The sequence below is a fragment of the Leptolyngbya sp. BL0902 genome, assembly GCF_016403105.1.
Taxonomy (GTDB): Bacteria; Cyanobacteriota; Cyanobacteriia; order Phormidesmidales; family Phormidesmidaceae; genus Nodosilinea.
Map to the genome: position 1 here is coordinate 1,296,744 of NZ_CP046155.1, position 23,508 is coordinate 1,320,251.

21 protein-coding genes are annotated in these 23,508 nt (G+C 59.1%); 8 read left to right on the top strand and 13 right to left on the bottom strand.

Annotated elements, in window-relative coordinates; all coding sequences use genetic code 11:
* Positions 1-134: 134 nt before the first annotated feature.
* Complete coding sequence (locus GFS31_RS05860) at positions 135-2,438, top strand: transglycosylase domain-containing protein (RefSeq protein WP_198807293.1); 2,304 nt, start codon at positions 135-137, stop codon at positions 2,436-2,438.
* Position 2,439: 1 nt separating this feature from the next.
* Here the strand turns inward: GFS31_RS05860 and GFS31_RS05865 are convergent, their stop codons facing one another.
* Positions 2,440-2,640 carry a hypothetical protein gene (locus tag GFS31_RS05865; RefSeq protein WP_198807294.1) on the bottom strand — a complete coding sequence of 67 codons (201 nt, stop codon included), beginning with the start codon at positions 2,638-2,640 and terminating at the stop codon, positions 2,440-2,442.
* Between the two features lie 259 nt (positions 2,641-2,899).
* Here GFS31_RS05865 and rlmN point away from each other — a divergent pair, with 259 nt between their 5' ends.
* Complete coding sequence (gene rlmN / locus GFS31_RS05870) at positions 2,900-4,057, top strand: 23S rRNA (adenine(2503)-C(2))-methyltransferase RlmN (RefSeq protein ID WP_198807295.1); 1,158 nt, start codon at positions 2,900-2,902, stop codon at positions 4,055-4,057.
* A gap of 44 nt (positions 4,058-4,101) precedes the next feature.
* On the opposite strand, the gene GFS31_RS05875 is transcribed toward rlmN, so the two are convergent.
* A complete protein-coding gene (locus GFS31_RS05875; protein WP_198807296.1) occupies positions 4,102-5,694 on the bottom strand; it encodes an Hsp70 family protein in 1,593 nt (530 codons plus the stop codon).
* A gap of 20 nt (positions 5,695-5,714) precedes the next feature.
* Entirely contained in the window at positions 5,715-6,809 is a 1,095-nt protein-coding gene (locus GFS31_RS05880) for a calcium/sodium antiporter (protein ID WP_198807297.1), read from the bottom strand.
* 224 nt (positions 6,810-7,033) lie between these two features.
* On the opposite strand from GFS31_RS05880, the gene GFS31_RS05885 reads away from it, so the two are divergent.
* Positions 7,034-7,657 (top strand): Npun_F5749 family FMN-dependent PPOX-type flavoprotein, encoded by a 624-nt coding sequence (locus GFS31_RS05885; RefSeq protein ID WP_198807298.1) that lies wholly within the window; start codon positions 7,034-7,036, stop codon positions 7,655-7,657.
* Here the strand turns inward: GFS31_RS05885 and GFS31_RS05890 are convergent.
* The 3 genes from GFS31_RS05890 to GFS31_RS05900 all read right to left on the bottom strand — a co-directional run bounded on the left by GFS31_RS05890 (position 7,654) and on the right by GFS31_RS05900 (position 9,867).
* Positions 7,654-8,964 (bottom strand): hypothetical protein, encoded by a 1,311-nt coding sequence (locus tag GFS31_RS05890; RefSeq protein ID WP_198807299.1) that lies wholly within the window; start codon positions 8,962-8,964, stop codon positions 7,654-7,656. The genes GFS31_RS05885 and GFS31_RS05890 overlap by 4 nt on opposite strands.
* A gap of 111 nt (positions 8,965-9,075) precedes the next feature.
* Positions 9,076-9,501, bottom strand: a complete 426-nt coding sequence (locus GFS31_RS05895; RefSeq protein WP_198807300.1) for a CAAD domain-containing protein — start codon at positions 9,499-9,501, stop codon at positions 9,076-9,078.
* 195 nt (positions 9,502-9,696) lie between these two features.
* Positions 9,697-9,867: a hypothetical protein gene (locus GFS31_RS05900; protein ID WP_198807301.1), complete on the bottom strand. Its 171-nt coding sequence runs from the start codon at positions 9,865-9,867 to the stop codon at positions 9,697-9,699.
* A 238-nt stretch (positions 9,868-10,105) separates the two neighbouring features.
* Between GFS31_RS05900 and GFS31_RS05905 the strand changes: the two genes are divergently transcribed.
* Positions 10,106-10,771, top strand: a complete 666-nt coding sequence (locus GFS31_RS05905; RefSeq protein ID WP_198807302.1) for an SDR family oxidoreductase — start codon at positions 10,106-10,108, stop codon at positions 10,769-10,771.
* A 97-nt stretch (positions 10,772-10,868) separates the two neighbouring features.
* Here GFS31_RS05905 and GFS31_RS05910 read toward each other — a convergent pair whose 3' ends face one another.
* On the bottom strand, positions 10,869-11,261 hold the full coding sequence (locus GFS31_RS05910; protein ID WP_198807303.1) for a pentapeptide repeat-containing protein: 393 nt from the start codon (positions 11,259-11,261) through the stop codon (positions 10,869-10,871).
* A gap of 214 nt (positions 11,262-11,475) precedes the next feature.
* Between GFS31_RS05910 and GFS31_RS05915 the strand changes: the two genes are divergently transcribed.
* Positions 11,476-12,267, top strand: coding sequence for a lysophospholipid acyltransferase family protein (locus tag GFS31_RS05915; RefSeq protein ID WP_225907582.1), 792 nt, complete (start codon positions 11,476-11,478; stop codon positions 12,265-12,267).
* A gap of 45 nt (positions 12,268-12,312) precedes the next feature.
* A complete protein-coding gene (locus GFS31_RS05920; RefSeq protein ID WP_198807304.1) occupies positions 12,313-13,098 on the top strand; it encodes an alpha/beta fold hydrolase in 786 nt (261 codons plus the stop codon).
* Positions 13,099-13,139: 41 nt separating this feature from the next.
* On the opposite strand, the gene murQ is transcribed toward GFS31_RS05920, so the two are convergent.
* Positions 13,140-14,087 (bottom strand): N-acetylmuramic acid 6-phosphate etherase, encoded by a 948-nt coding sequence (murQ, locus tag GFS31_RS05925; protein WP_198807305.1) that lies wholly within the window; start codon positions 14,085-14,087, stop codon positions 13,140-13,142.
* A gap of 193 nt (positions 14,088-14,280) precedes the next feature.
* Positions 14,281-17,178 (bottom strand): tetratricopeptide repeat protein, encoded by a 2,898-nt coding sequence (locus tag GFS31_RS05930; protein WP_198807306.1) that lies wholly within the window; start codon positions 17,176-17,178, stop codon positions 14,281-14,283.
* Positions 17,179-17,414: 236 nt separating this feature from the next.
* Between GFS31_RS05930 and GFS31_RS05935 the strand changes: the two genes are divergently transcribed.
* A complete protein-coding gene (locus GFS31_RS05935) occupies positions 17,415-17,843 on the top strand; it encodes a peptidylprolyl isomerase (RefSeq protein ID WP_198807307.1) in 429 nt (142 codons plus the stop codon).
* A gap of 104 nt (positions 17,844-17,947) precedes the next feature.
* Here the strand turns inward: GFS31_RS05935 and GFS31_RS05940 are convergent, their stop codons facing one another.
* The gene (locus tag GFS31_RS05940) at positions 17,948-18,505 is read right to left on the bottom strand and encodes an SRPBCC family protein (protein ID WP_263974908.1); all 558 of its coding nucleotides are present in this window, start codon (positions 18,503-18,505) and stop codon (positions 17,948-17,950) included.
* A gap of 461 nt (positions 18,506-18,966) precedes the next feature.
* Here GFS31_RS05940 and hemF point away from each other — a divergent pair, with 461 nt between their 5' ends.
* A complete protein-coding gene (gene hemF, locus GFS31_RS05945) occupies positions 18,967-20,004 on the top strand; it encodes an oxygen-dependent coproporphyrinogen oxidase (protein WP_198807308.1) in 1,038 nt (345 codons plus the stop codon).
* 157 nt (positions 20,005-20,161) lie between these two features.
* Here hemF and GFS31_RS05950 read toward each other — a convergent pair whose 3' ends face one another.
* The 3 genes from GFS31_RS05950 to cbiD form a co-directional block, all read right to left on the bottom strand.
* Complete coding sequence (locus GFS31_RS05950; RefSeq protein ID WP_198807309.1) at positions 20,162-20,524, bottom strand: cupin domain-containing protein; 363 nt, start codon at positions 20,522-20,524, stop codon at positions 20,162-20,164.
* Positions 20,525-20,541: 17 nt separating this feature from the next.
* On the bottom strand, positions 20,542-22,110 hold the full coding sequence (gene guaA / locus GFS31_RS05955; RefSeq protein WP_198808059.1) for a glutamine-hydrolyzing GMP synthase: 1,569 nt from the start codon (positions 22,108-22,110) through the stop codon (positions 20,542-20,544).
* 241 nt (positions 22,111-22,351) lie between these two features.
* The gene (gene cbiD / locus GFS31_RS05960) at positions 22,352-23,473 is read right to left on the bottom strand and encodes a cobalt-precorrin-5B (C(1))-methyltransferase CbiD (protein ID WP_317135084.1); all 1,122 of its coding nucleotides are present in this window, start codon (positions 23,471-23,473) and stop codon (positions 22,352-22,354) included.
* Between the last annotated feature and the right edge of the window lie 35 nt (positions 23,474-23,508).

The following is a 23,508-nucleotide window of genomic DNA, read 5'->3' on the forward strand; positions in this document are numbered from 1 at the left end:
GCATCAAATTTCCCCCACCCCCTACCTCCCACCCCCTCCCAGCCCAGATCACAAACTGGCCCTTCTGGCCCAGCGATTTTGGCGCTTATGACTACAATGGGGCATGTCCTTTTGTGTCAGGCATTGCCCCTGCCATGACGAATCCAGATTCTTCTCCCCCCCCCTCTCCCGCGCCTGCGCCTTCTTCCGCGCCTGCGCCGCCGCGTACTCTCCTAAAGACTGTCACCCAGGCATTTCAGGCTGTTCAGGCGAAGGTAGACTTTGGCCAACTGTCGGTGAAGCCCGGTTCCCGTGCGGCCTCCTTGGAGGTGGTGGTGGATGGTCAGCCGACGACCTACCCCCTGCTGGGAGAACACTACGTAATGGGGCGCAGTTCGTCCCAGTGCGACATTGTGGCGGCCAGTCCCATCGTCAGCCAGGTGCACGCCACCCTGACGCGGGATGAGAACCGTCCGGGACAGCCCTTCGTGCTGAAGGATCGCAACTCCACCAACGGCATCTATCGCGGCAAAAAGCGCCTCAGCCGAGTGGTGATGAACCACGGCGATGTCTATACTCTGGGGCCAGCAGAACTAGCGGATGCCGTCACCCTGCGCTACATCGACCCGCCGCCCTGGTATGTGAAAGCAGCTCGGTACACCCTCTACGGCTTTACCGGGGTGTCTCTGGCGGTGGGGGTGTGGATTGTGGGAATTGAGTGGCCCAAAATTCCGGTGCGCCCCCTGCCAGATTCGGTGCAAGGCCCGGTGATGGTCTACGCCGAGGAAAATGGAGCCCAGGTGCCCCTGCGGGAACAGCGCAACCAGGCCCACCTAGAACTGCAAAGCATGGACGACTTTTCCCCCTACCTGCCCAAGGCGCTGATTGCCTCCGAAGATACCCGCTTCTACTGGCACCTGGGAGTTGATCCGCTGGGGATTGCGCGGGCTACGGTGATAAACGTGCAGGGGGGCAGCATTCGCCAGGGGGGTAGCACCATCACCCAGCAGCTTGCCCGCAGTATCTATCGGGAATACGTGGGCACCGGAGACTCCGCTGGTCGCAAGATTCGCGAGGCCATTGCCGCCCTCAAACTGGAGACCTTCTACAGCAAAAACAAACTGCTGCTCACCTACATGAACCGGGTCTACCTAGGGGAGAACCTCTACGGCTTTGAGGATGCGGCCCAGTTCTACTTCGCCAAGCCTGCCAGAGAGTTAACCCTCTCTGAAGCGGCCACCCTGGTGGGCATTCTGCCGGGGCCAAACGCCTTTAACCCGGTGACAAACTACGACGCGGCGGTGTTTTATCGCGACCGTGTGCTAGAGCGGATGGTGGCCCTGGGCATGGTCAGCCAGGAGGAGGGCCGTCGTGCCCGTCGTTCTCGCATTGAAATTAGCCCCGAAGCCACCCGCCAACTGCAAAGCACCCGCGCCCCCTACTTCTATAGCTATATTTTTCAGGAGCTAGAGACCGTGCTGGGGGAGTCTCTGGCGCGGGAGGGGAACTTTATTGTGCAGACAGGGCTTGACCTCAACCTGCAACGGCTGGCCGAAAATGCCCTCACTAGCGACATTGCCGCCCGTGGCTCGGCCCTGGGCTATTCCCAGGGGGCGGTGGTCACGGTGGATACGGCCTCCGGGGCCATTCGGGCCATGGTGGGTGGGGTCGATTTTGGGCAAAGTCAGTTTAATCGGGCTTCCCAGGCCCTGCGCCAACCTGGTTCCACCTTCAAGCTATTCGCCTTTGGGTCGGCCCTAGAGCAGGGGATGTCTCCCCGCCGCACCTTTGCCTGTGATGCCATGACCTGGAACGGCCAGCGGTTTGCGGGCTGTCGGGTGGGGTCGGCCCCCATGGATATGTATCGAGGGATGGCCCTGTCGGAAAACGTGGTGGCCCTACGCATCGCCAGGGAAGCGGGATTGGGCAACGTCATCGACAACGCCCAGCGTCTAGGGATTACTTCCCGACTGCGGCCCACGCCGGGGTTAACCCTAGGAGAAAGCGAAGTCACGCCCTTGGAAATTACCGGATCCTTTGCGGCGGTCGCCAACAACGGCATCTGGAACCGCCCCCACGGCATTGTGCGGGTGCTAGACAGCAGCGATTGCGCCAACCAAGACGATATCTCCACCTGCCGCGTCATCTACGAATTTGGCCAAGCCGGAGATGCCAACCGTCCCGCCGTTGACCCTGGGGTGGCTAATACCCTCGTCACCCTGCTGCAAGGGGTGGTGCAGGGGGGAGGCACAGGGCGCAATGCCTTCTTGGGCTTGGGCGAACACGGCAAAACCGGAACTACCGACGACAGCCGCGACCTCTGGTATGTGGGCACCCTGCCCAGCTACGGACTCACCACCGGGGTGTGGCTAGGCAATGACGACAACTCCCCCACCCGAGGCAGCAGTGGCCAAGCCGCCGCCGTCTGGGGGGCCTATATGCGTCAGGTGGTGCGATAGGTTAGTCGTCGGGAAACTGCCAGCAGGCAATGTGCTCTACCCGTTGGCTGCCGCAGGCACAGGCTACCTCATCGGAGGAGTCCATCCAGGTGGCATCGCAGTCGCGGCAGTGGCACAGCACGTTATTCAAATTAGCCTGGGCAAGGCCAAAGCGCCAACGCTTCAGTTCCTCGGGGCTGAAATGGGAGGGAGGCTGGGTCATGGCTATTTAGGGTTCTTGGCGGTTTGGGGAACGAGGCTGACGCCGCAGATTTCCCACAGGCTAAGGGCCAGCGCAGGTTTCCGCCTTGGGGAAGGGGTCGGCTGGATGAGTAGAGCATAACCCATTCTCAGGGGATCACAAGCGGCCTCCTTTGCCGCGATCCAGCCCCCCTTCGAGGTGGCGGGCGAGGTGGCGGGGAGAATCACCCAGGGCATCCCCATATCTCGTTATGATGAAAGACCGTCTCCTTCTTCTTGCCATGGCTGCTTCTTCCCGGTCAACCGCTCCTTCCCCAGCCCCAGCCCTCAGCGAAGACCATTCTCCGGCTATTGCCCAGCCGGAATCAGCGGCGACAGGGCATCCCTTCCATTCTGAACCACCCCCAACCCCAGAGACACAGGGCGGATCTCCCCTCCTTGGCCAGTCCCTCGAAGCGCTGACGGCCTGGATGGTGGCCCAAGGACAGCCCGCCTACCGGGGTAAGCAGTTGCACCAGTGGCTCTATCAGCAGGGGGCGCGGTCGCTGCAAGACATCACCGTTTTCCCCAAAGCGTGGCGGCAGCAGGTGGCGGCGGTTTCGGTGGGGCGTTCAGACATTTACCACCGCACCGAGGCCAGCGATGGCACCGTCAAGTATCTGCTGAAGCTGGCAGATGGGCAAATTATCGAAGCAGTGGGGATGCCTTCCGCCAAGCGGCTGACGGTGTGTGTATCGTCCCAGGTGGGGTGCCCCATGGCCTGCGATTTTTGCGCCACGGGCAAGGGCGGCTTTTTGCGCAACCTGCACACCCACGAAATTGTCGATCAGGTGCTGACGGTGCAGGAAGACTTTGGCCAGCGGGTTAGCAATATCGTCTTTATGGGCATGGGCGAACCGCTGCTGAATACGGATAACGTGGTCGCCTCCATCCGCTGCCTCAATCAAGATGTGGGCATCAGCCAGCGATCCATGACCCTTTCCACGGTGGGCATTCCGGGCCGCATTCGCAAACTAGCCGATGAACAGCTTCAGGTCACGTTGGCGGTCAGCCTCCATGCCTCCAACCAAACCCAGCGCCAAGGGCTGATTCCCAGCGCCGGGGCATACCCGCTGACGGAACTACTGGCGGAATGTCGCGATTATGTGAAGATCACCGGGCGGCGCGTCACCTTTGAATACATCCTGCTGGCGGGGTTGAATGACCAACCCCAACACGCCGCCGAACTGGCCCAACACCTGCGCGGCTTCCAAAGCCATGTCAACCTCATCCCCTACAACCCCATCAGCGAGGTAGACTACCAGCGCCCCAGCGAAGCCAGCATTCGCGAATTTGTGTCTCAACTAGAGTCTCGCCACATTGCCGTCAGCGTCCGCTACTCTAGGGGGCTGGAAGAAAACGCCGCCTGTGGCCAACTGCGGGCCTCGAAGGTGGCTTAACAGCGCAGGGGTTCACAGCAAAGCAACGAGAATAGACCCAAAAGCTAGCTGAGCTTGACGACGGCCTGATTGCTCAGGAGGGTATCGCCCGTAAGGATATCTTCCACGGTAATCCGCAGGAGGCGATCCGCATCCACAGAGAACAGCACCCGCACCCGGTCGCTGCCGGGAAATCCGGGCGGGTTGAGTTGGGCAATGGTGCGGGCACCGTCTTTGTCGTTGAGGGGCTGGATGGTGCGGTTGGCCTCGGTGAGTTGGCGGGTGACGAGGCGACCGTTTTCAAAATAGACCTCGGTTTGGGTGGTGGCTTCCCCCAGTTCGCCAATGATTAGCTCGATGCTGGGCTGTTTTTCCACCGACGCGCCCAGAGTCAATTCCACGGGCAGGGCCATGGGGTAGGGCTGGCCCTGGGGAATGATGGGATGCCAGCCGTGGGCATTGTTGCGCCGATCCCAGTAGCGGATGCCATAGCTGTGGTAGAGAAAGTCAGACACCTCTAGCCCCAGGCCCACTTGCAGCGCCCCCTGGGCTACGGCCTCGAAGGGTCGGCTGGCTTTAATCTTGTCGGCAGGAAAGCGCTGCTGCACCCAGGTTTGCACAGCAGGGATTTGGGCCGTTCCTCCCACTAGCAGGACGGCTTCGATATCCTCTGGGGCCACCCCCTGACGACGGGCCTGCTGAAGCACCTGGTTGAGGCTGGCCTCTAGACGGTCAAAAAACTGGTGCTGTTGCAGAATTTGGCCGAACTGGTCGCGGCTGAGGCTGAGGTCGTAGGTATCAAAATTCTCGGCGTCAAAGTAGGCTTCTTGGGCGGTAGCGGCTTCAGACAGCCGAATTTTCAGCCGCTCCGCCAACCGCTGGGTGAGGGCTGTCATCGGTAGGTTCTGGGTTTTGTGGAAGTAATCCACCAGCCAGTTGTCGATGTCGGCCCCGCCCAGATTCTCCCCCGCCTTGGCTAGCACCCGGGCGGTTTGGGGCTTTTGGGCACTGGGTTGATCGGCCCCTTTGCGGCCCCACTTCAGCAGAAACCCCATGGGTGCTTTCTCCACCGGGGCAACCAACTGCACCAGCGACCAATCCAACGTGCCGCCGCCAAAGTCCATCACTAGCAGGGTTTTCTCCTGGGTTAGGCCATAGCCCAGGGCCGCTGCGGTGGGTTCGTCAATCATCTGCACTTGGCCAAAGTCTAGCCGCTCCGCGAGTTCCCCCAGCCACAGGCGGTAGGCTTCAAAGCTGTCTACGGGCACGGTGAATACTAGACTGTCGCGCTCTCCCGTTTGGGCCTTGGCCTCGGTAAGGACAGCCTCTAGAAACCACTGCCCCACTTGGTCAAAGGTGATGGTTTGACCCTCGATTTCTGGCAAAAAGCCGCGCCAGGGAACGCCAATGCCCCGTTTCACATTGCGAAAGAAACGCGGATCGGTGACGACATCTAGGCCGCGATCCCGCACCGCCTGCCCCACCACTAGGCCATCCACCCCAAGCTGTTCTACATAGGCCAAGCTGGGGATGAGGGGAGGGTCGTTTCCTAACAGGGCACTTAACCCAGGCAGAGCGATGGTTTCCGGCTGCTGGAGGGCTGTATTCCATCGGGTAACAACGGTGTTGCTGGTGCCAAAATCGATAGCGAGGGTCATGGGACGGACGGGTGATGGGCCTAGGATCGGTCAGAGGATGGCTTGTGAGGCCAGGTGCGAACCAGGACGGTGGCTAGGGTAATCACGGTGATGGGAATGACAAACAGCAGCATGATTTGGCTAAACAGGCCCAGGTGGCTATGGTCTGCCGCCCGCAGAATGAGGTAGGTGGCATAGGCGACATAGTAGCCGCTAAACAGCACCCCTTCCCAACGCGAAATAACGTTGCCCGTGGCAAAAATGGGAATACAGGCCACCGCCACCGCCACCATCACGGGTAGGTCAAAGTTGATCACCGCATTGGGAATTGCTATCCCGGTGCCGGAAACCAGGGAGGTCACGCCTAGCACGGTCAAAATATTAAAAATGTTGCTGCCTACTACGTTGCCCACCGCAATGTCACGTTCGCCGCGCAGGGTAGCGACGACGGAGGTCGCCAGTTCTGGCAGAGACGTACCCGCCGCCACAATCGTCAGCCCAATCACCAGTTCACTAACCCCAATGGCTGTGGCAATGGCAACGGCTCCATTGATGAACAGCCGTGACCCCAGCACTAGCGTCCCCAAACCCAGGCCCATCCAGCCCAGGTTGATCAGCCAGTTGTCCTGGGAGGCTTCTTTGAGGCCGTACTCCTGGTCGTATTCGGCCTGCACCTCAGCATTATTTTCGCGACGACTAAGGTAGATCAAAAACACGGTGTAGACCGCACCGCCCACCAGCAGAATCACCCCATCGGAGGGCTGGAGGCGCTGATCTAGGGAGAAGATCAACAGCAGGGCTGAAACTCCGATCATGATGGGTACATCCAGACGAATAAGCTGCTGGGCCACCACCAACGGAGCCACCAAGGCGGACAGCCCCAGGATGACCAGAACGTTAAAAATGTTGCTGCCGATGACGTTGCCAAGGGCGATATCCCCCTGGCCAGCCAAACTAGACTGAATACTCACCGCCATCTCCGGGGCACTGGTGCCGTAGGCCACCACCGTGAGGCCGACAATCAGCGGGGAAATACCCAGCAGCCCCGCCAGCCGGGACGCACCCTTTACCAAGGATTCGGCTCCTACGAGCAACAGTCCGCCCCCAGCAATTAGCAAAAGGATGGCAACGATCATACGTGCAGTCTCACTTGGTCAGTAGGTGGGCTATGGGTCAGGGTCGCAGAGGATGGATCGTGCCATGGCTGGAGATCCTGGGCCAAACACCGTCGATCTCCACTGGTCGAAGGACACTGCCCTAGGCTTCGATCACAGCTTAGAGGACACACCACCCCCCGTAGGATATTCCTAGGCTAGGATGTTCCTCTGGCAATCTTGCTGCCTTCAACCCAATCTCTAGTATGTCTGATTTTGGAACGGCTGTTGTGAGCCCCGATCCCCTCGCCCCCTGGCGCAGCCCCTTAGCTAGGGCATTGCACCGCAACCGCAGTAAGCCCCACAGCCGCTATGCCCAGTTAGCGACCCTGTCGGCCAACGGACGCCCCACCAACCGCACCGTAGTCTTTCGCGGCTTTTACGACGGCAACAATGCCCTGATGTTTGTGACCGATATCCGCAGCGCCAAGGTAGCGGATGTGACCCAACATCCCTGGGGAGAACTCTGCTGGTACTTTACCCAAACCCGCGAACAGTTCCGCCTCGCTGGAGCCATTCACCTCGTCACCGCCGCCACCGAAGACCCCACCCTGCGCCAAGCCCGCCAGGAACGCTGGGAGGCGCTTTCCGAGGCCAGCCGTCAGTCCTTCTATTGGCCGGATCCGGGACATTCCCGCTGCGACGATCCCGCTGCCTTTGAGCCGTCCCCAGCGGTGGACAACTTACTCGACCCACCACCTAGCTTCAGCCTAGGCTTCCTTCAGCCCGATGCGGTCGATCATCTAGAACTGCGGGGAAGCCCCCAAAACCGCACCCAATACCAGCGATTAGAGGATGGCACCTGGACGATGCAGGCGGTGAACCCCTAGGACGACTGCCGCCGTTCGATGAGCTGCCGCCATTCTTCGTCGATTTTGTCCTTGTTGGCGATTTCCTGATCGGTCAGGTCGGTTTCGGTGGTGTAGGCCAGGTTTTCGGCAGTGACGATGGTTTGCCCCGCCAGGGTTTGGGCAAAGGAGAGCTTTTCTCGCACCGGATCATCCAGTTGGGCCAGCACCTCCGCCCGCTGTTCCCGCTCTTGGTTGCGGCGGGTAATTTTGCTGTTTTGCCGCTGCACCCAAAAATACCGGACGATGGGAATGCCCAAAAACGCTGACCCATAACCCAACAGCAGCCAGTAGATGGAACTGACAAAAATTGCCAACTCACCAGCGCTGGCCACTAGGGCTTGATCTTGCAGCATAGAGCCCAGGGCTAAGGCGGCGATCAGGTTAGCACTGCCGAGGGCAATGGCTCCCATAATCTGCCCAGAACTAGCGTTGCTAAACTTACGCGGAAGTTCTTGCAAAAACTGCGGCGGCGAAATACGTTTGCGTTCCTGGGCCGTTACCTGCAATTCAGGAAACTGGTAAACAATACCGCCCTCCGCACTTACCTGGGGCACACCATTAAAGCGGCTGAGCACCGGAATCATAAAGTCTTCAAATTCCTTGCTCCAGCCTTGGCCCAAATCGCTGAGGAAAGGGGCAACTTGTTCAGCGACAACGACCCCACCACTGGCCTTAACCACGGATGCAATGGCCTGCCAGCGGCGTTCTTCTAAATCGGCGTTGGGATCGCCATCACCAAAGAGGAAGGAAAAAATCGCTTCCAGGAAATTCATTTTGCTATCAGAAGCGGGTTGGGCAGCAGGACGGCGGTAGTACCGATAGTCAAACATCCGAAATAGATCTGGCCCCAGCCACATCCTGGGGATGAAAATCATGCCGCCACCAGAACGGCTATCTCGCCGATCATCGCCCTGCTGAGAAGCGGCTGTAGCCGCAATGGAAATCGCAATGATAGCCAGCACAATCAGCACGAGCGACAGGATTAAAACAATCCCAAAGGAAATGCGGATCAGGTAAAACAGGATTCGCCAAACCTTTTCCCAGGTGGCTTGCCAGCGCAATTTCCAGGATTTGCTCAGCAAAATGCCCTGGATATTTTTGGGGAAGACGTAGGCAATTTCCCCAGTTTCAGAAACTTGTAAATGGGCCTGGACTTCGCTAGCCAGGGTTAACATGCCCTGCTGCGCTTCGTGGAGAGGCAAGCCCGCCTCGGCAGCCACATCGCCGATGGTCACGCGATGATCGAGGCGTTCGATGGCTTTAATGAGAACGTTGGTATCGGCCATAGATCAGGATCCCCTGGGTTGGCAGCGTCGAAACGTGGGCGCTTACCCACAGTATAGAAACTCGACCTCCCATCCGCAGGGGACAGTAACCGTACCTGTTGGGGATGGGGGCTAGTTTTTGCCGAGCACCTGATCCCGAATGGTGGAGATATCGTCCAGCAGTTCCTGACGGTTGGAGGCTTTCAGCAGATAGCGATAGAGGAACCACCCGGTGTAGAACAGGCCGATTAACTCGAAGGTGGGGGCCAACAGGGGCAGATCGTTGATGGCATCCAGCAGGGCCAGGACAATTTTGACCGCGATGATGGCCGCCACAATCAAGCCGATGGTGACAATGGGCCGACGATACTGCTTAAAAAACTGAGAGACGTAATCGGGTAGATCGCCCAGCAGGCTAGACACTTTTTCCCACGCTTGCTTAATTTGCCGAGTGGCTTCATCGCCCAGCGCTTCGGCGGTGGATTCGGAGTCTTTGAGGTCTACCATGGGCTTTTCCGGTTCTGAGAAGGCGGTATCCGACTGAAAATCTGTGCTCATAATCCTGGGGCTTCCATAACGAACGACGGGGGAGGGGCGAACCGCGAAATTAACCGCAAAATTACGACAACAGAATACACCCAATCGGCCTTCAGCGTTAGCCGTTGTGGTCACGGATCAGACTAAGCGAACCTTCAGCTAGACTGGGTGCCTCCCTTTTCCCCCGATGGTTCTGGGGCGATGGTTGGGTAGATGCTATTCCCCAGATAGCCCTTCCAGGGAGGACAGGTATTGGCGAAGGCGCTGCCGATCCACCACAAAATCAGGGTCGGGCCGACGACTGGGAGGCTGCCCAGAGGCAGACACCGCCGACCATTGAATAAACGAACTGCCACGGCGACGGTCGGGTCTACGAGATGAAGTCATGATTAATAGTTACCATTGATACAAAACCACTATACCCAACCCTGTATACAGCGAACGCGATTTGTAATGAACCCAAACCTAGGGGGCCAAGTCCAGAGCGTCCCATGACCTGGGGCCGATTGCTCAAGGTGATAGGGATCGGCTCATCCTGGCCTGGGGAGGTTAAAACCAGGCCGCTTTCCCATCGGCGGCAATGTTCCTTAATATGGAGGCGTTCATCATTAGCAGGGGAAGTGCCGTGAAAGCATTGGTTGCCGGAGCCACCGGGGAAACAGGATCGCGGATTGTGGCGCAGCTCATCCAGCGTGGAATTCCCGTCAAAGCCTTGGTGCGAGACATTGCCGCTGCCCAGGCCAAACTGCCCCCAGAGGTGGAACTGGTGCAGGGCAGTGTGGGCAACAAAGCCAGTCTGCAAGCGGCCCTAGAGGGCTGTACTGTGCTGCTGTCGGCCACGGGTGCCCGCCCCAGCCTCGACCCCACTGGGCCGTACCAGGTGGATTATGACGGCACCAAAAACCTGGTAGACGCCGCCAAGGCGGCAGGTATCGAGCATTTTGTGATGGTGTCGTCGCTGTGCGTGTCCAAGCTTTTCCATCCGCTCAACCTGTTTTGGCTGGTGCTGTACTGGAAAAAACAGGCGGAAGCCTACCTCCAACGCAGCGGCCTCACCTTCACCATCGTTCGCCCCGGTGGCCTCAAAAACGACGATGACGACGCCCGCCCCCTGGTGATGGCCCCCGCCGATACCCTGTTTGAGGGCAGTCTGCCCCGGATGAAGGTGGCGGAGGTGTGCGTGGAGGCCCTGTTTGAACCCGCCGCCCGCAACCGCATTGTGGAAATTGTGGCCCAGGAAGACGCAACGCCCCAGGCTATGGCCGAACTCTTTGCCGCCCTCACCCCCTAGCCCCACAGGCACCACCCCAGAGATGCCTTCAGAGATAACCCTAGGGCGGGTCATGCCCCTGGCCCGATGACCAGTCAGCCAGGGGGCGGATGAGGATCTAGCGATCCGCCTTCATCGCCTGTTGAATGGGATCAAACCCGGCGGGAAAGTGGGTTTCTTGGGGGTCGTAGTCGGCCTGGTGGAACTGGGTGTCCGTGATGTTGGCGGTACGTAGGTCGGTGCCGATCAGCATGGCACCGCGTAGATCGGCAGCGGTAAGGTTGGCCTCACGGAGGTTGGCATAGCTGAGATCGGCACCGCGCAGATTGCTGCCGCTGAGGTTGGCGGCGCTGAAGTCGGCATAGCTGAAGTCGCAGCCCTTGAGGTCGGCCCCAGATAGGTCGGTGTCGGCCAGGATGACGTATTCAAAATTGCGTTGACCAGCAGCGTAGGCTGTGACCAGATCCGCCGCCGTGACAATTTGGGAAACGGGTACTGATGGGGTCGTCATAACACATTCTCTCACTTGCCCCTCTAGCTTAGGGGGTTGGGGGCGTCCTGTACCATGGTCTTAACGAAGGGTCTTGATTGTCCTGCCCTGGCGATCTGGGGTGGGGTAGGGTGGTGGGCTGTGGGTTTGTGAGCAGTAGGTTTGTTAGCTTAAGACATACTTCTATACACCCGGCCCTCAGTGGCCCAGGGCGTCCGCTGATTTCTCCCCTGCTATGGCCCTTGATTCTCCTTTTCCTGCGTTGCCCTCCCCACCGCCGCTGAATGCCCTTCTTTCCCCCGATCCCCTAACCTTGGCGACGGGGTTAGTGCGTCTCTCCGGGGTGGCGATGACGGTGACGGGCCAAGACCGGATTTCTCCCACCCTGCCTATGGTGCTGGTAAGCAATCACCGCAGCATTATGGATGCCCCGCTGCTGATGCAGGCTGTCCAGCGTCCAGTTCGGTTTGCCTGTCATCACTACCTAGGCCAGGTGCCTGCCCTGTGCGAAATCGTCCAGGCCCTAGGCTGCCTACCCCTCGACCCGCCCGGACGGGGACAACGCGCCTTCTTTCGCCGCGCCCTCCACACCCTCGGCCAAGGCGGGGCGGTGGGCATTTTCCCAGAGGGGGCCGCGCCTATGGTGCAGGCTACAACGCCCTACCATCTGGGGCCTTTCCATCGCGGCTTTGCCCATTTGGCTCTCCGCGCCCCCGTAGAGGAACTGGCCATTGTGCCTGTGGCCCTGGCCTCCCGCCAGGAGTGGAACCGGGCCGTGATGCCCCTGCGCTGGCTCAGTTGGTTTGATGCCACCGAGCCCCTGTTTCAACAGCCCGGATGGCACCCCGCTGTGGTCTATCGCACGGTGGAGGTGCGGATCGGTCGCCCAATTCACCTCGATGCCACGCTGCGATCTCACTATCGCCGCCGAGGGCAGGCAGCGCTGATGGCCGATCTCACCCGCAGTTGTCACGAAGAAATTGCGACTCTCCTGGGCTCGCCCCCGTCGCCATCCCGGCCCGCCTAGGGGCTGTTTGTGCTGCACCCTGTTCCCCACTCCCCACTCCCGCCCATGTCCGATACTCTCCACCTACTCACCCCCACCGAAGCCCAGCCCCATAAGCCCCTGTTGGTTTACCTGCCCGGTCTGGATGGGTCGGGGCGACTGTTTGACCACCAGGTTCCGGCCCTACATCGATCCTTCGAGGTACGTTGCTTGGCGCTGCCCAAGGACGACCGTAGTTCCTGGCATCGCCTGGTTGAGCAGACCATAGACCTCCTGGTGGCTACCGCCGCTGGACGCCCAATTTATCTCTGTGGGGAGTCCTTTGGCGCTTGTTTGGCGCTTCAGGTAGTGGCCCAGGCTCCCGATTTAGCCCATCGGCTCATTTTGGTCAATTCAGCCTCGGCGTTTCACCGCTTGCCTTGGCTGACGGGGCTGGGGTCGATAACGGCCTGGGTGCCGTCCTCAATTTTTCCGTTCTCGACCCTGGGCAGTATGCCGCTGTTAGCCAATCTCAACCGTATAGCCCCGGCCCAGCGCCATCAGTTATTTCAGGCCGTCCAGGCGGTTCCCCAGGCCACCGTGGCTTGGCGGATGGATCTCTTAGCTCAGTTTCGGCTCGATGCCCTGAACCTAGCGGCCTGGACAGCGCCCACCCTGCTGCTGGCGTCCTTGGCCGATCGGCTTCTGCCCTCCCTTGAGGAAGCCCATCGGCTGCTGGCTGTTTTTCCCCAGGCCCAAATTTATCCCTTGCCCTACAGCGGCCATGCCAGCCTCCTAGAGGAAACCATCAGCCTTAGTCAGATTTTGGCGGAAACTGGCTTCCTTCCTCAATTTAGACCCGTTTTTGCCTAGTTATGCCTTGAATTGCTGTTTGGGTGTAAGGTCGCCCCTGCCTAGGGGTGTAGCGATGCCTGCGCCGCCGCCAGGGCTGGCCTAAGCTGGCCTTGGTGACGGGTGAGCTGTTGCTGGGCCAAGTCAGCATCGAGCTGCCCCAGGTGCATCATCAGCGCCAGTTTGACCTGTTGGCCGCTACGATCTAAAAGTTCGGCGGCGGCGGCGCGGTCGAGGTCGGTGAGGTCACAGAGGATCCGCAAGGCTCGATCTCGCAGCTTGGTATTGGTGACAGCCACATCCACCATGCGATTGCCGTAGACCTTGCCCAGCCGCACCATGGCCCCAGTGGAGAGGATATTCAGGGCCATTTTGGTGACGGTGCCCGCCTTCAGCCGGGTGGATCCCGCCAGTAGCTCTGGCCCAACCAAAAGACGGATATCAATATCAGCTTCGATGGGAGCTTGGTCAGCGGGCACGCAGGCGATGAAGATGGTTTTGGCCCCTTGCTGACGGGCGGCGTGGAGGGCTCCTTTCACGTAGGGGGTTGTCCCTCCAGCGGTGATCCCCACCACCACATCCCGGTCATTCACCTGGCGTTCGGCCATGGCCGCTTCGCCATCGGTAAACACGTCCTCCAGCCCTTCAGAGCTTTTGACTAGGGCGGCTGGCCCACCCGCTAAGATTCCCTGCACCAGTTCCGGCGGTGTGCAAAAGGTGGGGGGACATTCCGCTGCGTCTAAAACACCTAACCGTCCGCTGGTGCCTGCACCGATGTAGTACAGCCTTCCCCCTTGGCCCAGGGCGGCGGTGATGGCTTCAATGGCCAGGGCCAGGGGTTCGCGGGCAGCGGCAATGGCGGCCACGGTGCGCTGATCCTCCTGGTTAAACAAATCGACTAATTCCAGCGGGCTGAGTTGATCCAACTGGGCACTGCGGGGATTGGCCTGCTCAGTGAGCAAGTGCCCCCGGTCGGTGGGGTCAAAGACGGAGGAGGACGAAGTAGACATGATGCTGGAGTAAAAAAGACACCACGATAGGCCAAGACTAGCCACGCTTTGCCAGCCACGTTAAAAGTTTAGACGGTCTGGGGGCAAAACTGACCCGTACCCCAGGGGCAGAGGGCAGAGCATGATAAAGCTCAAAATCTCCAGCAAGGGAGACGAGCTAGACGAGTCAGAACGCAGCAGCAGTGAGTTCAGACTACTTTTCCACCAGTTCACGGAACCAGTTATCGCTCCAGAGGTCATCAAAGGCGGGTTCGGTGCGGGCTTCTTCTCGATAGTCGGGGTCGAGGCGGACGGCCTGTTGCAGGCATTCCAAAGTCATATCGGATTCCCGCTGGAGGGCGTAGCAGAGGGCTTTGTTGTAGTGGGCCTTGGCATAGTCGGGGTCGAGGGCGATGGCTTTATCGAAGCTCTTGATTGCCTCTTCGTCGCGCCCAAGTTTGACCAAAGCGAGGCCGCGATTATCCCAGGCTTTGGGCAGTTCGGCATTGAAACGGGTGGCTTTATCGAAGGAGGAAAGAGCGTCTTCGTAGCGTTCCAGTTCCAGTAGAGAAAGGCCGCGATTGAGCCAAGCAATGGCATCATTAGCCTGAATTTGTACGGCACGATCAAAGGATTCAAAGGCGTCTTCATGCTGTTGCAAAATGCCGTAGGACACGCCACGGTTCACCCAGGCTTCGTGGTATTCGGGGTTGATTTCTAGGGCTTTATCAAAGGCGGTGATTGCGTCTTCTCGGCGTTTTAAGCGACTGAGCACCATGCCCCGATTCAGCCACACCTTGGGGTCTTCGGGGGTGATGTCCACCAGTTTTTCAAACACCGCCAGGGCGTCTTCGGGGCGGCGTAGTTCGCGCAATAGCAACCCTTTTTGGTACAAAGCTAGATGGTGACGGGGGCTGATGGCAAGAATCCGATCTAGGGATGTTACCGCTGCTTCCAGTTGTTCTAACTCCTGTTGAGCCTTGGCACGATTCAGCCAGGTATTAACGTTGTTGGGCTGAATTTCCAGGGCTTTGTCATACTCGCCCAGGGCCAGGTCGTAATCTTCGGCTTCCAGGTAGCGGTCGCCCGCTTGAATGTATTCTTCGGCAGTGAGGAATAGTTCGGGGCGGTTGAGTTCTAGGCGGGTGAGCTTGTCGGTGACGACCTCAAACTGCTGGCGGGTTTCGCTCATAAACACGTCCGAGATATATTCCGGCGTGACTTCGGCGAGGCGGTCGAGAATGTCGGATTTTTGGCGCATCGCTTCGGCCTGGATGGCCTCTAGGCGCACCTTGTAGCTTTGCTGGAGCAGGGCCAGATCCCCTAGAGCAACCTCGCGGCCCGCTTCCACATCGGCCTGGAGCTGAGTAAGACGGTCGCCCATTTCGGCCATCAGCGCTTCTAGCCGTAGACGCACTTGGTCTTGACGCTCGGTGGTGGCGGATTCCAAATTGGCTAGGTCTTCGCTGAGGCGGCGATCAAAGGTGTCGATTTTATCCAGCACCCGGTCGCGCTTGGTGAAGATCATCTCCCGCGCCTGGGTGAGCTGATCGGTGAAGGCCGCTTCCATGGCCCGCAGGCCGTCGAGGGACTGCCTTTGCTGGTCGCCCACCTGTTCTTGCAGAATGCGGACTTGCTGGCTGAAGGCCGTCGCTGTCGCCTCCAGATCGTTGAGGATGGTGGTTTTTTGAATTTCCGATTCCGTGGCCATCTGGGCAAGTTGGGCCTGAAGGCTTTGGGCCATGTCCTGAAATTCATCCAGGGTGCCTCGCTGGCGGCTATCGACCTCGGTGCGGGCGGTGGCAAAGCGGTCTAGGGCATCGTCGGCGGCGCGGCGCAGGTCAAACAGCAGGGCTTCCTGGCGCTGTTCGATGTCGCTGCGGAGGCCGGAAAACTGGCCCAAAAATTCGTCTGCCGAACGGCGCAGGTCTTGCAGAATGCGGCTGCGTTGGCCTTCCACTTCCGTTCGCAGGTTGGCAAAGCGCTGGGTGAATTCGTCGATGGAATTCTGGATGTTCTGAATCGCCAAATCCCGATGGCCAAAGGCGCTGACCTGCAATTCCCCCAGTTGGCGACTGATGTCCTGCTCCTGGGTTTGTAGGCGTTCCAAGCCCTCTCGCTTTAGGGCATCTAGGGATGCGGCAATTTCGGCGGTCTGTTGATTCACTTGGTCGCTGGCTTGGTTCGTCAACTGCTGCCGCAAGTCCGCCAGGGCAGACATGACCCGATCTCGCTCCTCCTGGACGGTGGTGGTCATCGCCGTCATCCGATCCGCCAAACTGGCTTCGCTATTGGCGAGCTTTTGCAGAACGGCATCCTGCTGCACCTCCACATCGCCGCGCAGGCGGTTTACGTCCCGCAGAAAGCCCGTCTGGTTGTCCTCCATCACCCGAAACACGGCATCCCGCTGCATTTGGGTCTCTTTGCGGAGGGTCGTCACCTGGTCTTCGGCAGTTTGGCGTAGGCTGACTAGGCGACCGACAAAATCCGCCTCGGTGGATTCTAGCTTTACCTGTAGTTCGGCTAACGTAGACTGCCAATCGTTGAGGGTGCGGGCCTTGAACTCGGCCAGGTCGTCCACAATGCGGTTGAGCACCTGCTTTTTGGTCAGGGCTTCTTCCTGAAAGCGGTCGGTGCGGCTGGTGATGGCAGCGGCTTGTTCTTCGGCCTGGTTGAGGATGTAGTCTAAATCGCGGGTGGCAGACTGGATGCGGGTTTCGAGGTCGGTAATTTCGTTGATTTGTTTACGAACGATGACAGACACTTCCTGAATCACCGAGCGCCGCATCAGCCAAAGCATGGCCACGCCCAGCCCCAACAGCAGCACGAGGGCACCCAGCAACACCATAAATAGAGTAGTGGCTCGTCGGAAGGCTAGGTCAGCCTCTCGCTGAAGTTGCTCAATTTGCGCCGTGCTGGCCTGGGCGATCAGGATCTCATTCTCCGTCGCGCTGGCTTGGGCCATGGAAATCTCATGCTCAGCCGCATCCTGCCCTGATACAACGGCCTCAACCCTAGGTATACCGACGACGGCACCGCCGCTCAGCAATGCCAGCGACAACAGCAACAGGGGACGGGGCAGGGTGGCAAAGGGGCGAGAAATCGGCCTCATCAGGGATAGTCCTAGGTGCGGGCTTGTGACGGCAAACCCGTTGAATATGCTTAGGATAACTGATAGCCTGACGGCCTGACACATCTCAAAAACGACCCAGTCCTAGGACGCTTGCCCATCTATTTCGAGCGATGAAGGGGGGAAACCTTATAAAAATCCTCAAATTTTCCCCAAGGGGCAGAACCTTCGCTAGCGTAGACGGGCACTCCCTAAAGTCAATTTTGAAGGACTCTGCCATGACCCAGGCTAAATCCGGCGACCTCGTTGCCATTCACTACACAGGTAAGCTCGAAGATGGCACCGTGTTCGACTCCTCCCGCGACCGCGATCCGCTGGAATTTTCCCTGGGCAGTGGCCAGGTAATTCCTGGCTTTGAGGCGGCGGTGATAGGCATGAGCCTAGGAGAATCCAAAACCGAAGTGATTCCCTCGGAACAAGCCTATGGCCCCTACCGCGACGAAATGGTGATGGTGGTGGATCGCCAGCAGATTCCCTCCGAAATTCCCCTAGAGGTGGGCATTCAGCTTCAGTTGCAGGGGCCAGATGGCCAAGCCGTTCCCGTCCTGGTATCGGATCTATCCGACAACGATGTCACCCTCGATGCCAACCATCCCCTCGCCGGAGAAACCCTGATTTTTGACATCGAACTGGTGGGCATTCAGTAACCGATGGTGCTTCCCTGGGGCGCTGACGTGTCGCCATCTATCGCTGATGCGTCAGGCTAGAGATCCCAGCTTCAAAGGAGCATCGGCCCAGCCACGGCCTGGGGCTACCACGCCTGGAACCGTGACCCTGGCCCCTGGAGTGAGGTAGGCTGCTCGGCGGCTTCTGCTAAGGCCGTGGCCACCTTGGCGGCATAGGGGCGCATCACCGACCAGGCTAAGGGCGACAGCCAACCCTGAAGCGTGATGGAATAGGAAATTTGGGTGCCCCGCAGGGTGGACTTGAGTTCGTAGGTAATCCGCTCCTCTAGACCCGGCATGGGCAAGACGCGGACGCTGATCAACTCCTGGGGCAGCACTCGCTCCACAAACACCGAGACGGGCAGCGGAAACAGGCGGGTAAAGGCGCGGTAGATCAGCCCTGGTTTGGGCGAGAGCCCCAAGGGCGCATTGGTACTCGTCAGCAGCGGATGCCACGAGACGTCGGCCAGATTGTTGATGGTCTGCCAGAGGGCATCCACGGAGGCCGTGCTGACAATGCGGTAGGACTTCTCTAGCCGTTGCTGCACCTGCACCCAGCGCTGAATTACCTGCATCAACGACAAAAAGGGCCGAGGAAACGACCACGCTTGAGGCAACCAGGCCCGAAAGATGGCGGCAATCATAGCGGCAGGCTCCACGGACAGCAAGAACTAGGGGGACATTTCCCCAAGCCACAGACTAAGGCAAACACCAGAACGCTAGATCGAACGTTCGCGAAGAGGAGCCCGACGGCCCCCTTCTGCCCTAGCCTATGCTTACTAGGTTAACCTGTGGCTTCAGAGTTACGTTTATTCGCTTTTTAGGCGTGTTAGCGTTCAGAATCGTCCATTTTCCTTGGTTGAGGTGTTGCCGATCCGCCCAAGCTATTGGACGGGGCGCGGTTTCCCGATGGGGATCAACCTTGGGGCATTGGCAGGCTAAACCTCTGACGGCAAACGCTTGTTCACAGAATGTTGAGTTTCGCAACATTATTAACTGCGTCTTTAGCCTTGGGGGAGGGTTTCACGGTAGCGTGAAGAAACCACGAATGGCTGCTATCGTTACCCTTGATTTTTGCATTGCACGCTCAGTAGACGCAGTATCTATGACCCTTTCTTCAGCACCTAACCCAACCGCCACCCCCAAAACCGCGCCCCCACCCTCCGATTCGCGGGATCGGGTCAGCGCCATGCTCAAGCAGCTTCAAGACAACATCTGTCAGGGGCTAGAGGCTCTAGACGGTGAGGCGACATTCCAGGAAGAAAGCTGGGAACGCCCGGAAGGGGGCGGCGGACGTTCGCGGGTGATGAAACAGGGCGGCGTGTTTGAGCAGGGCGGCGTCAACTTCTCAGAAGTCTGGGGCGATCACCTGCCTCCCTCCATTTTGGTGCAGCGCCCCGAAGCCGCCGGACATCGTTTCTATGCGACGGGCACCTCCATGGTGTTGCACCCCCGCAACCCCTATATCCCCACTGTTCACCTCAACTATCGCTACTTTGAGGCTGGCCCGGTGTGGTGGTTTGGCGGCGGCATCGACCTCACCCCCTACTATCCCTTCGAGTCGGATGTGGTGCATTTCCACCGCACCATGAAAGAGGTGTGCGACCGCCACAATCCCTCCTACTACAAAGTCTTCAAGCCCTGGTGTGACGAGTATTTTTACCTCAAGCACCGCCAAGAAACCCGTGGCGTGGGCGGCATTTTCTTTGACTACCAAGACGGCCAAGGACTGCTCTACCGTGGCCCCGATCAGGGCAAAGGCGCAGACCAGGTGAGTCAGGCCATTGGCGAACTGCCCCAGCGCTCCTGGGAAGACCTGTTTGCCTTCTCCCAAGACTGCGGCAACGCCTTTTTGCCCGCCTATGTGCCCATTGCCGAACGCCACCGCAACGACGAGTACGGCGACCGAGAACGCCAGTTCCAGCTCTATCGCCGGGGCCGCTATGTGGAATTTAACCTGGTCTACGACCGAGGCACCATCTTTGGCCTGCAAACCAATGGCCGCACCGAATCCATCCTGATGTCGTTGCCGCCCCTGGTGCGCTGGGAATATGCCTACGCCCCCGAACCGGGAAGCCTAGAGGCTCGGCTCTACGATATCTTCCTGAAGCCCCAAGACTGGGTGAATTGGCCCAGCGCCTAGGCCGCACCAAAACCGAAAGTACCTCGCCCCCGATCCACCTTCAGGATTGGGGGATGTTTTTAGAAGCGACAGGCTTACTCAGGATTTGTCCTTACCGCTGCCCACGGCACCGGGAAGGCGATTTTCCAGTCATCGCCCATCGTTCAGGCGAGGCTTTTTAGCGAAATACGGTTTCGTCCTCTTTGCGCCAAGCTGGATCAACCAGACAAATGAAAACGAGGGGCACATCACCCACATTGCGGATGCATTGGCGGGCGTTGGGCGGAATATAGATCGCGTCCCCTGGCTCCACCCGCTGGCTTTCGTCATCAATGTGCATTTCGCCGCTGCCGGACAGAATGTAATACACCTCGGACGTAGTAAGGGCATGGGGCAGAGACACCTGGCCCACGGGCACAATGGCATGGGCCAGACTGTAGCGCAGGGCGATGTCCTGCTTATCGGGGTGGAGCAGTTCCCGCAGGCGGGTGCCGTCTCCAGCAACAAATTCTGGACAATCCAGCAGTTTCCGAATCAGCATAGGTGTCTCCTCGCTCCCTATTCCCACTCGATGGTGCCAGGGGGCTTGGAGGTGATGTCATAGACCACCCGGTTGACGCCTTCCACTTCGTTGACGATGCGGTTGGAGATGGTTTCGAGCAGGTCGTAGGGCACCCGCGACCAGTCGGCGGTCATGCCGTCTTCGCTGCTCACCAGGCGCAGCACAATCGGGTAGGCGTAGGTGCGTTGGTCGCCCATCACGCCAACGCTGCGGACGGGCAGCAGCACCGCAAAGGCTTGCCAGAAGTCGTGGTACATGCCTTGTTTGCTGATTTCATCCCGCACCACAAAGTCGGCGTTGCGAAGGATTTCCAGCCGCTCTTCAGTGATTTCGCCGATGATGCGAATGGCCAAACCAGGGCCAGGGAAGGGATGGCGACGGACGATTTCTTCCGGCAGGCCAATGTTGCGGCCCACTTTGCGAACTTCGTCTTTAAAGAGTTTCCGCAGGGGTTCCACCAGCTTGAACTGGAGATCCTTCGGCAGACCGCCGACATTGTGGTGGCTCTTGATTTTCACCGCCACCCGTTCCCCGGTTTTGGGGTCAACGTTGGTGTCAGCGGATTCGATTACGTCGGGATATAGCGTGCCCTGGGCTAGGTAGTCGAAGGGGCCGAGGCGGCTAGATTCTTCCTCAAACACCCGGATAAATTCGTGGCCGATGCGCTTGCGCTTTTCTTCGGGATCGGTGACGCCCTGCACAATATTGAGGAAGCGTTCCCGCGCCTTGATATGCTCGACGGGAATGTGGAACTGCTCTTGAAACAGCTTCACTAACCGCTCCGGTTCGCCCTTCCGCATAAAACCCTGGTCGATGAACATACAGGTGAGCTGATCCCCAATAGCCTCATGGAGCAAAAAGGCTAGGGTTGAAGAATCCACCCCGCCGGAGAGGGCCAGCAGCACCCGCTTGTCGCCCACCCTGGCACGAACTTCGCGAATGGCTTCTTCCACAAAGGCTTCCGTCGTCCAAGTGGGGTGGCATTCGCAGATGTGGTAAACAAAGTTGCGAATCAGGGCAATGCCGCCGATGGAATGTACCACCTCCGGGTGGAACTGCACGCCGTAGAGCTTGCGCTGGTGGTCGGCGATGGCGGCGCAGGGGGTGTTGTCGGTGTGGGCCAGGACTTCAAAGCCGTCGGGGAGCGTCGTCACCGAGTCGCCGTGGCTCATCCACATGGTGGTGTTGTCTTCCACATTGGTGAGCAGGTCGGTGGGGTCGTCGATGAAGAGGCCCGCTTTGCCGTATTCGCCCCGTTCCGCCCGCTCCACCTGGCCGCCCAACTGCTGCACCATGAGCTGCATCCCGTAGCACACACCCAACACGGGGATGCCCAGTTCCCAAATGGCGGGATCGCAGTGGGGAGCACCAGTGTCGTACACCGAACTGGGGCCACCGGAGAGAATGATGCCCTTGGGATTGAGCTGCTTGAGCTGTTCCGCCGTTGTACGGTAGGACAAAACCTCCGAATACACTTCGGTTTCGCGGATGCGACGGGCGATTAGCTCAGAATATTGAGAGCCAAAGTCCAGAATCACCAGCATTTGGCGATTGACCTCCGGCATAGAGGTGTCGTCGAGGTGGGTAGTAGAATCGGTTTGAAGGGTCACGGGCTTAATCCTGTAGATGGAGACGGGGGTGACGAAAGGGCTAAAGCTCAAGGCACAGGGGCAAGGTGAGGGGGGAGTTTGGGTGCCCATGCCCTGACAGCGGAGCAATCAACCAAAGGATTTTAAAGGGCAAGCGAGGAATGGTATCCGCCGCAGGCGAAGGATTGTAAAGGGGGATTGGTAAAAAAGAATCTTTTCAGTCTAGCAAAACTTGCTGAAATAACGTCTTTCCTTGGGCGCTGGTAGCAACAATTTGGCGCTGGCGGTTAAAGAGCATCGATCCCACCCGCAGCCCTTGCCCCGTGTGGGCGTGGACGTAGACCGAGGCCCGTTCGTCAATGCGTTCCGCAATGGCCTGATAAACCTGGACAGCTACGGTCGGATCATGATCCCGTAGAAGTGCTAGTCCTGCTTCCACAGTATCCGCCTGAAAAATCGCCTGGGTGATTTCCAGCGGCACCCCCGCCGCTGCACAGTGGGCCGCTAAAATTTCCTGCCGCCCGTCGGCCACATGGTGATGGGTGTGAAAAATGCCCCCCGCCAGCTTAATCAGCTTGCCGTGATAGCCCAGCAGCAGCACCCCTTCGACACCCAACTGCCCCGCCTCCACCAGCAGCGGCCCCAGCCAGTTAGCGGTCTTCACCCGACAATCGGGGTTCATGCCCAGTTTCACGGCCAAATCCAGCCCGTTTTCCCCCACACAAAACACCAAGTCGCGGTACTGAGCAGCCTTCTCCCGCAGGATGTCCCGCGACTGATCTAACTGCCCTGGCGCACTCAGGGGCTCTGAAATGCCCGATGTGCCCAGCAGCGACAGCCCTTCCACCACCCCAAAGGCCGCATTGGAGGTACGCTCCGCCAAGGCCCGACCCTCTGGCAGAATGATCGTCACCCGCAGGGTTTTCCCGGATGGAATCAGCGGCGTTAGGTTGTGGGTGATGACCGTTTGGGCGTAGCGATAGATCGCCGGAGCATCCCCCTGGTTGACCTGGCGACCAATGCCCTCGCCGCCTTCGATTTGGATGGCTTCAGGTTGGTCAGGATTGCCCCAAGCCACCACCGACCACAGGGGCGTATGGCGCGTTAGGTCTAGGTTATCCCCCGGATCGCTGTGGGTCATGGCCAGCACTGATCCATCCGGCAAGGGTGCCACCTGGGCAATGGGGATTTCGGCTGCCTGGGCGGGCTGCACCAAGTCTAGGCTCACCACCGGAGGGGAATCCATAGGATTTATTAACCGTCGCAGTGCGGCTACGGCCCCTGCACAAGCAAAAACGGGCAAGGTATAACCAGAGCGGGCAGGGGAAGAAGACACCACAAGACACAGGGCAGATTGGCCATGGTAATAATAGG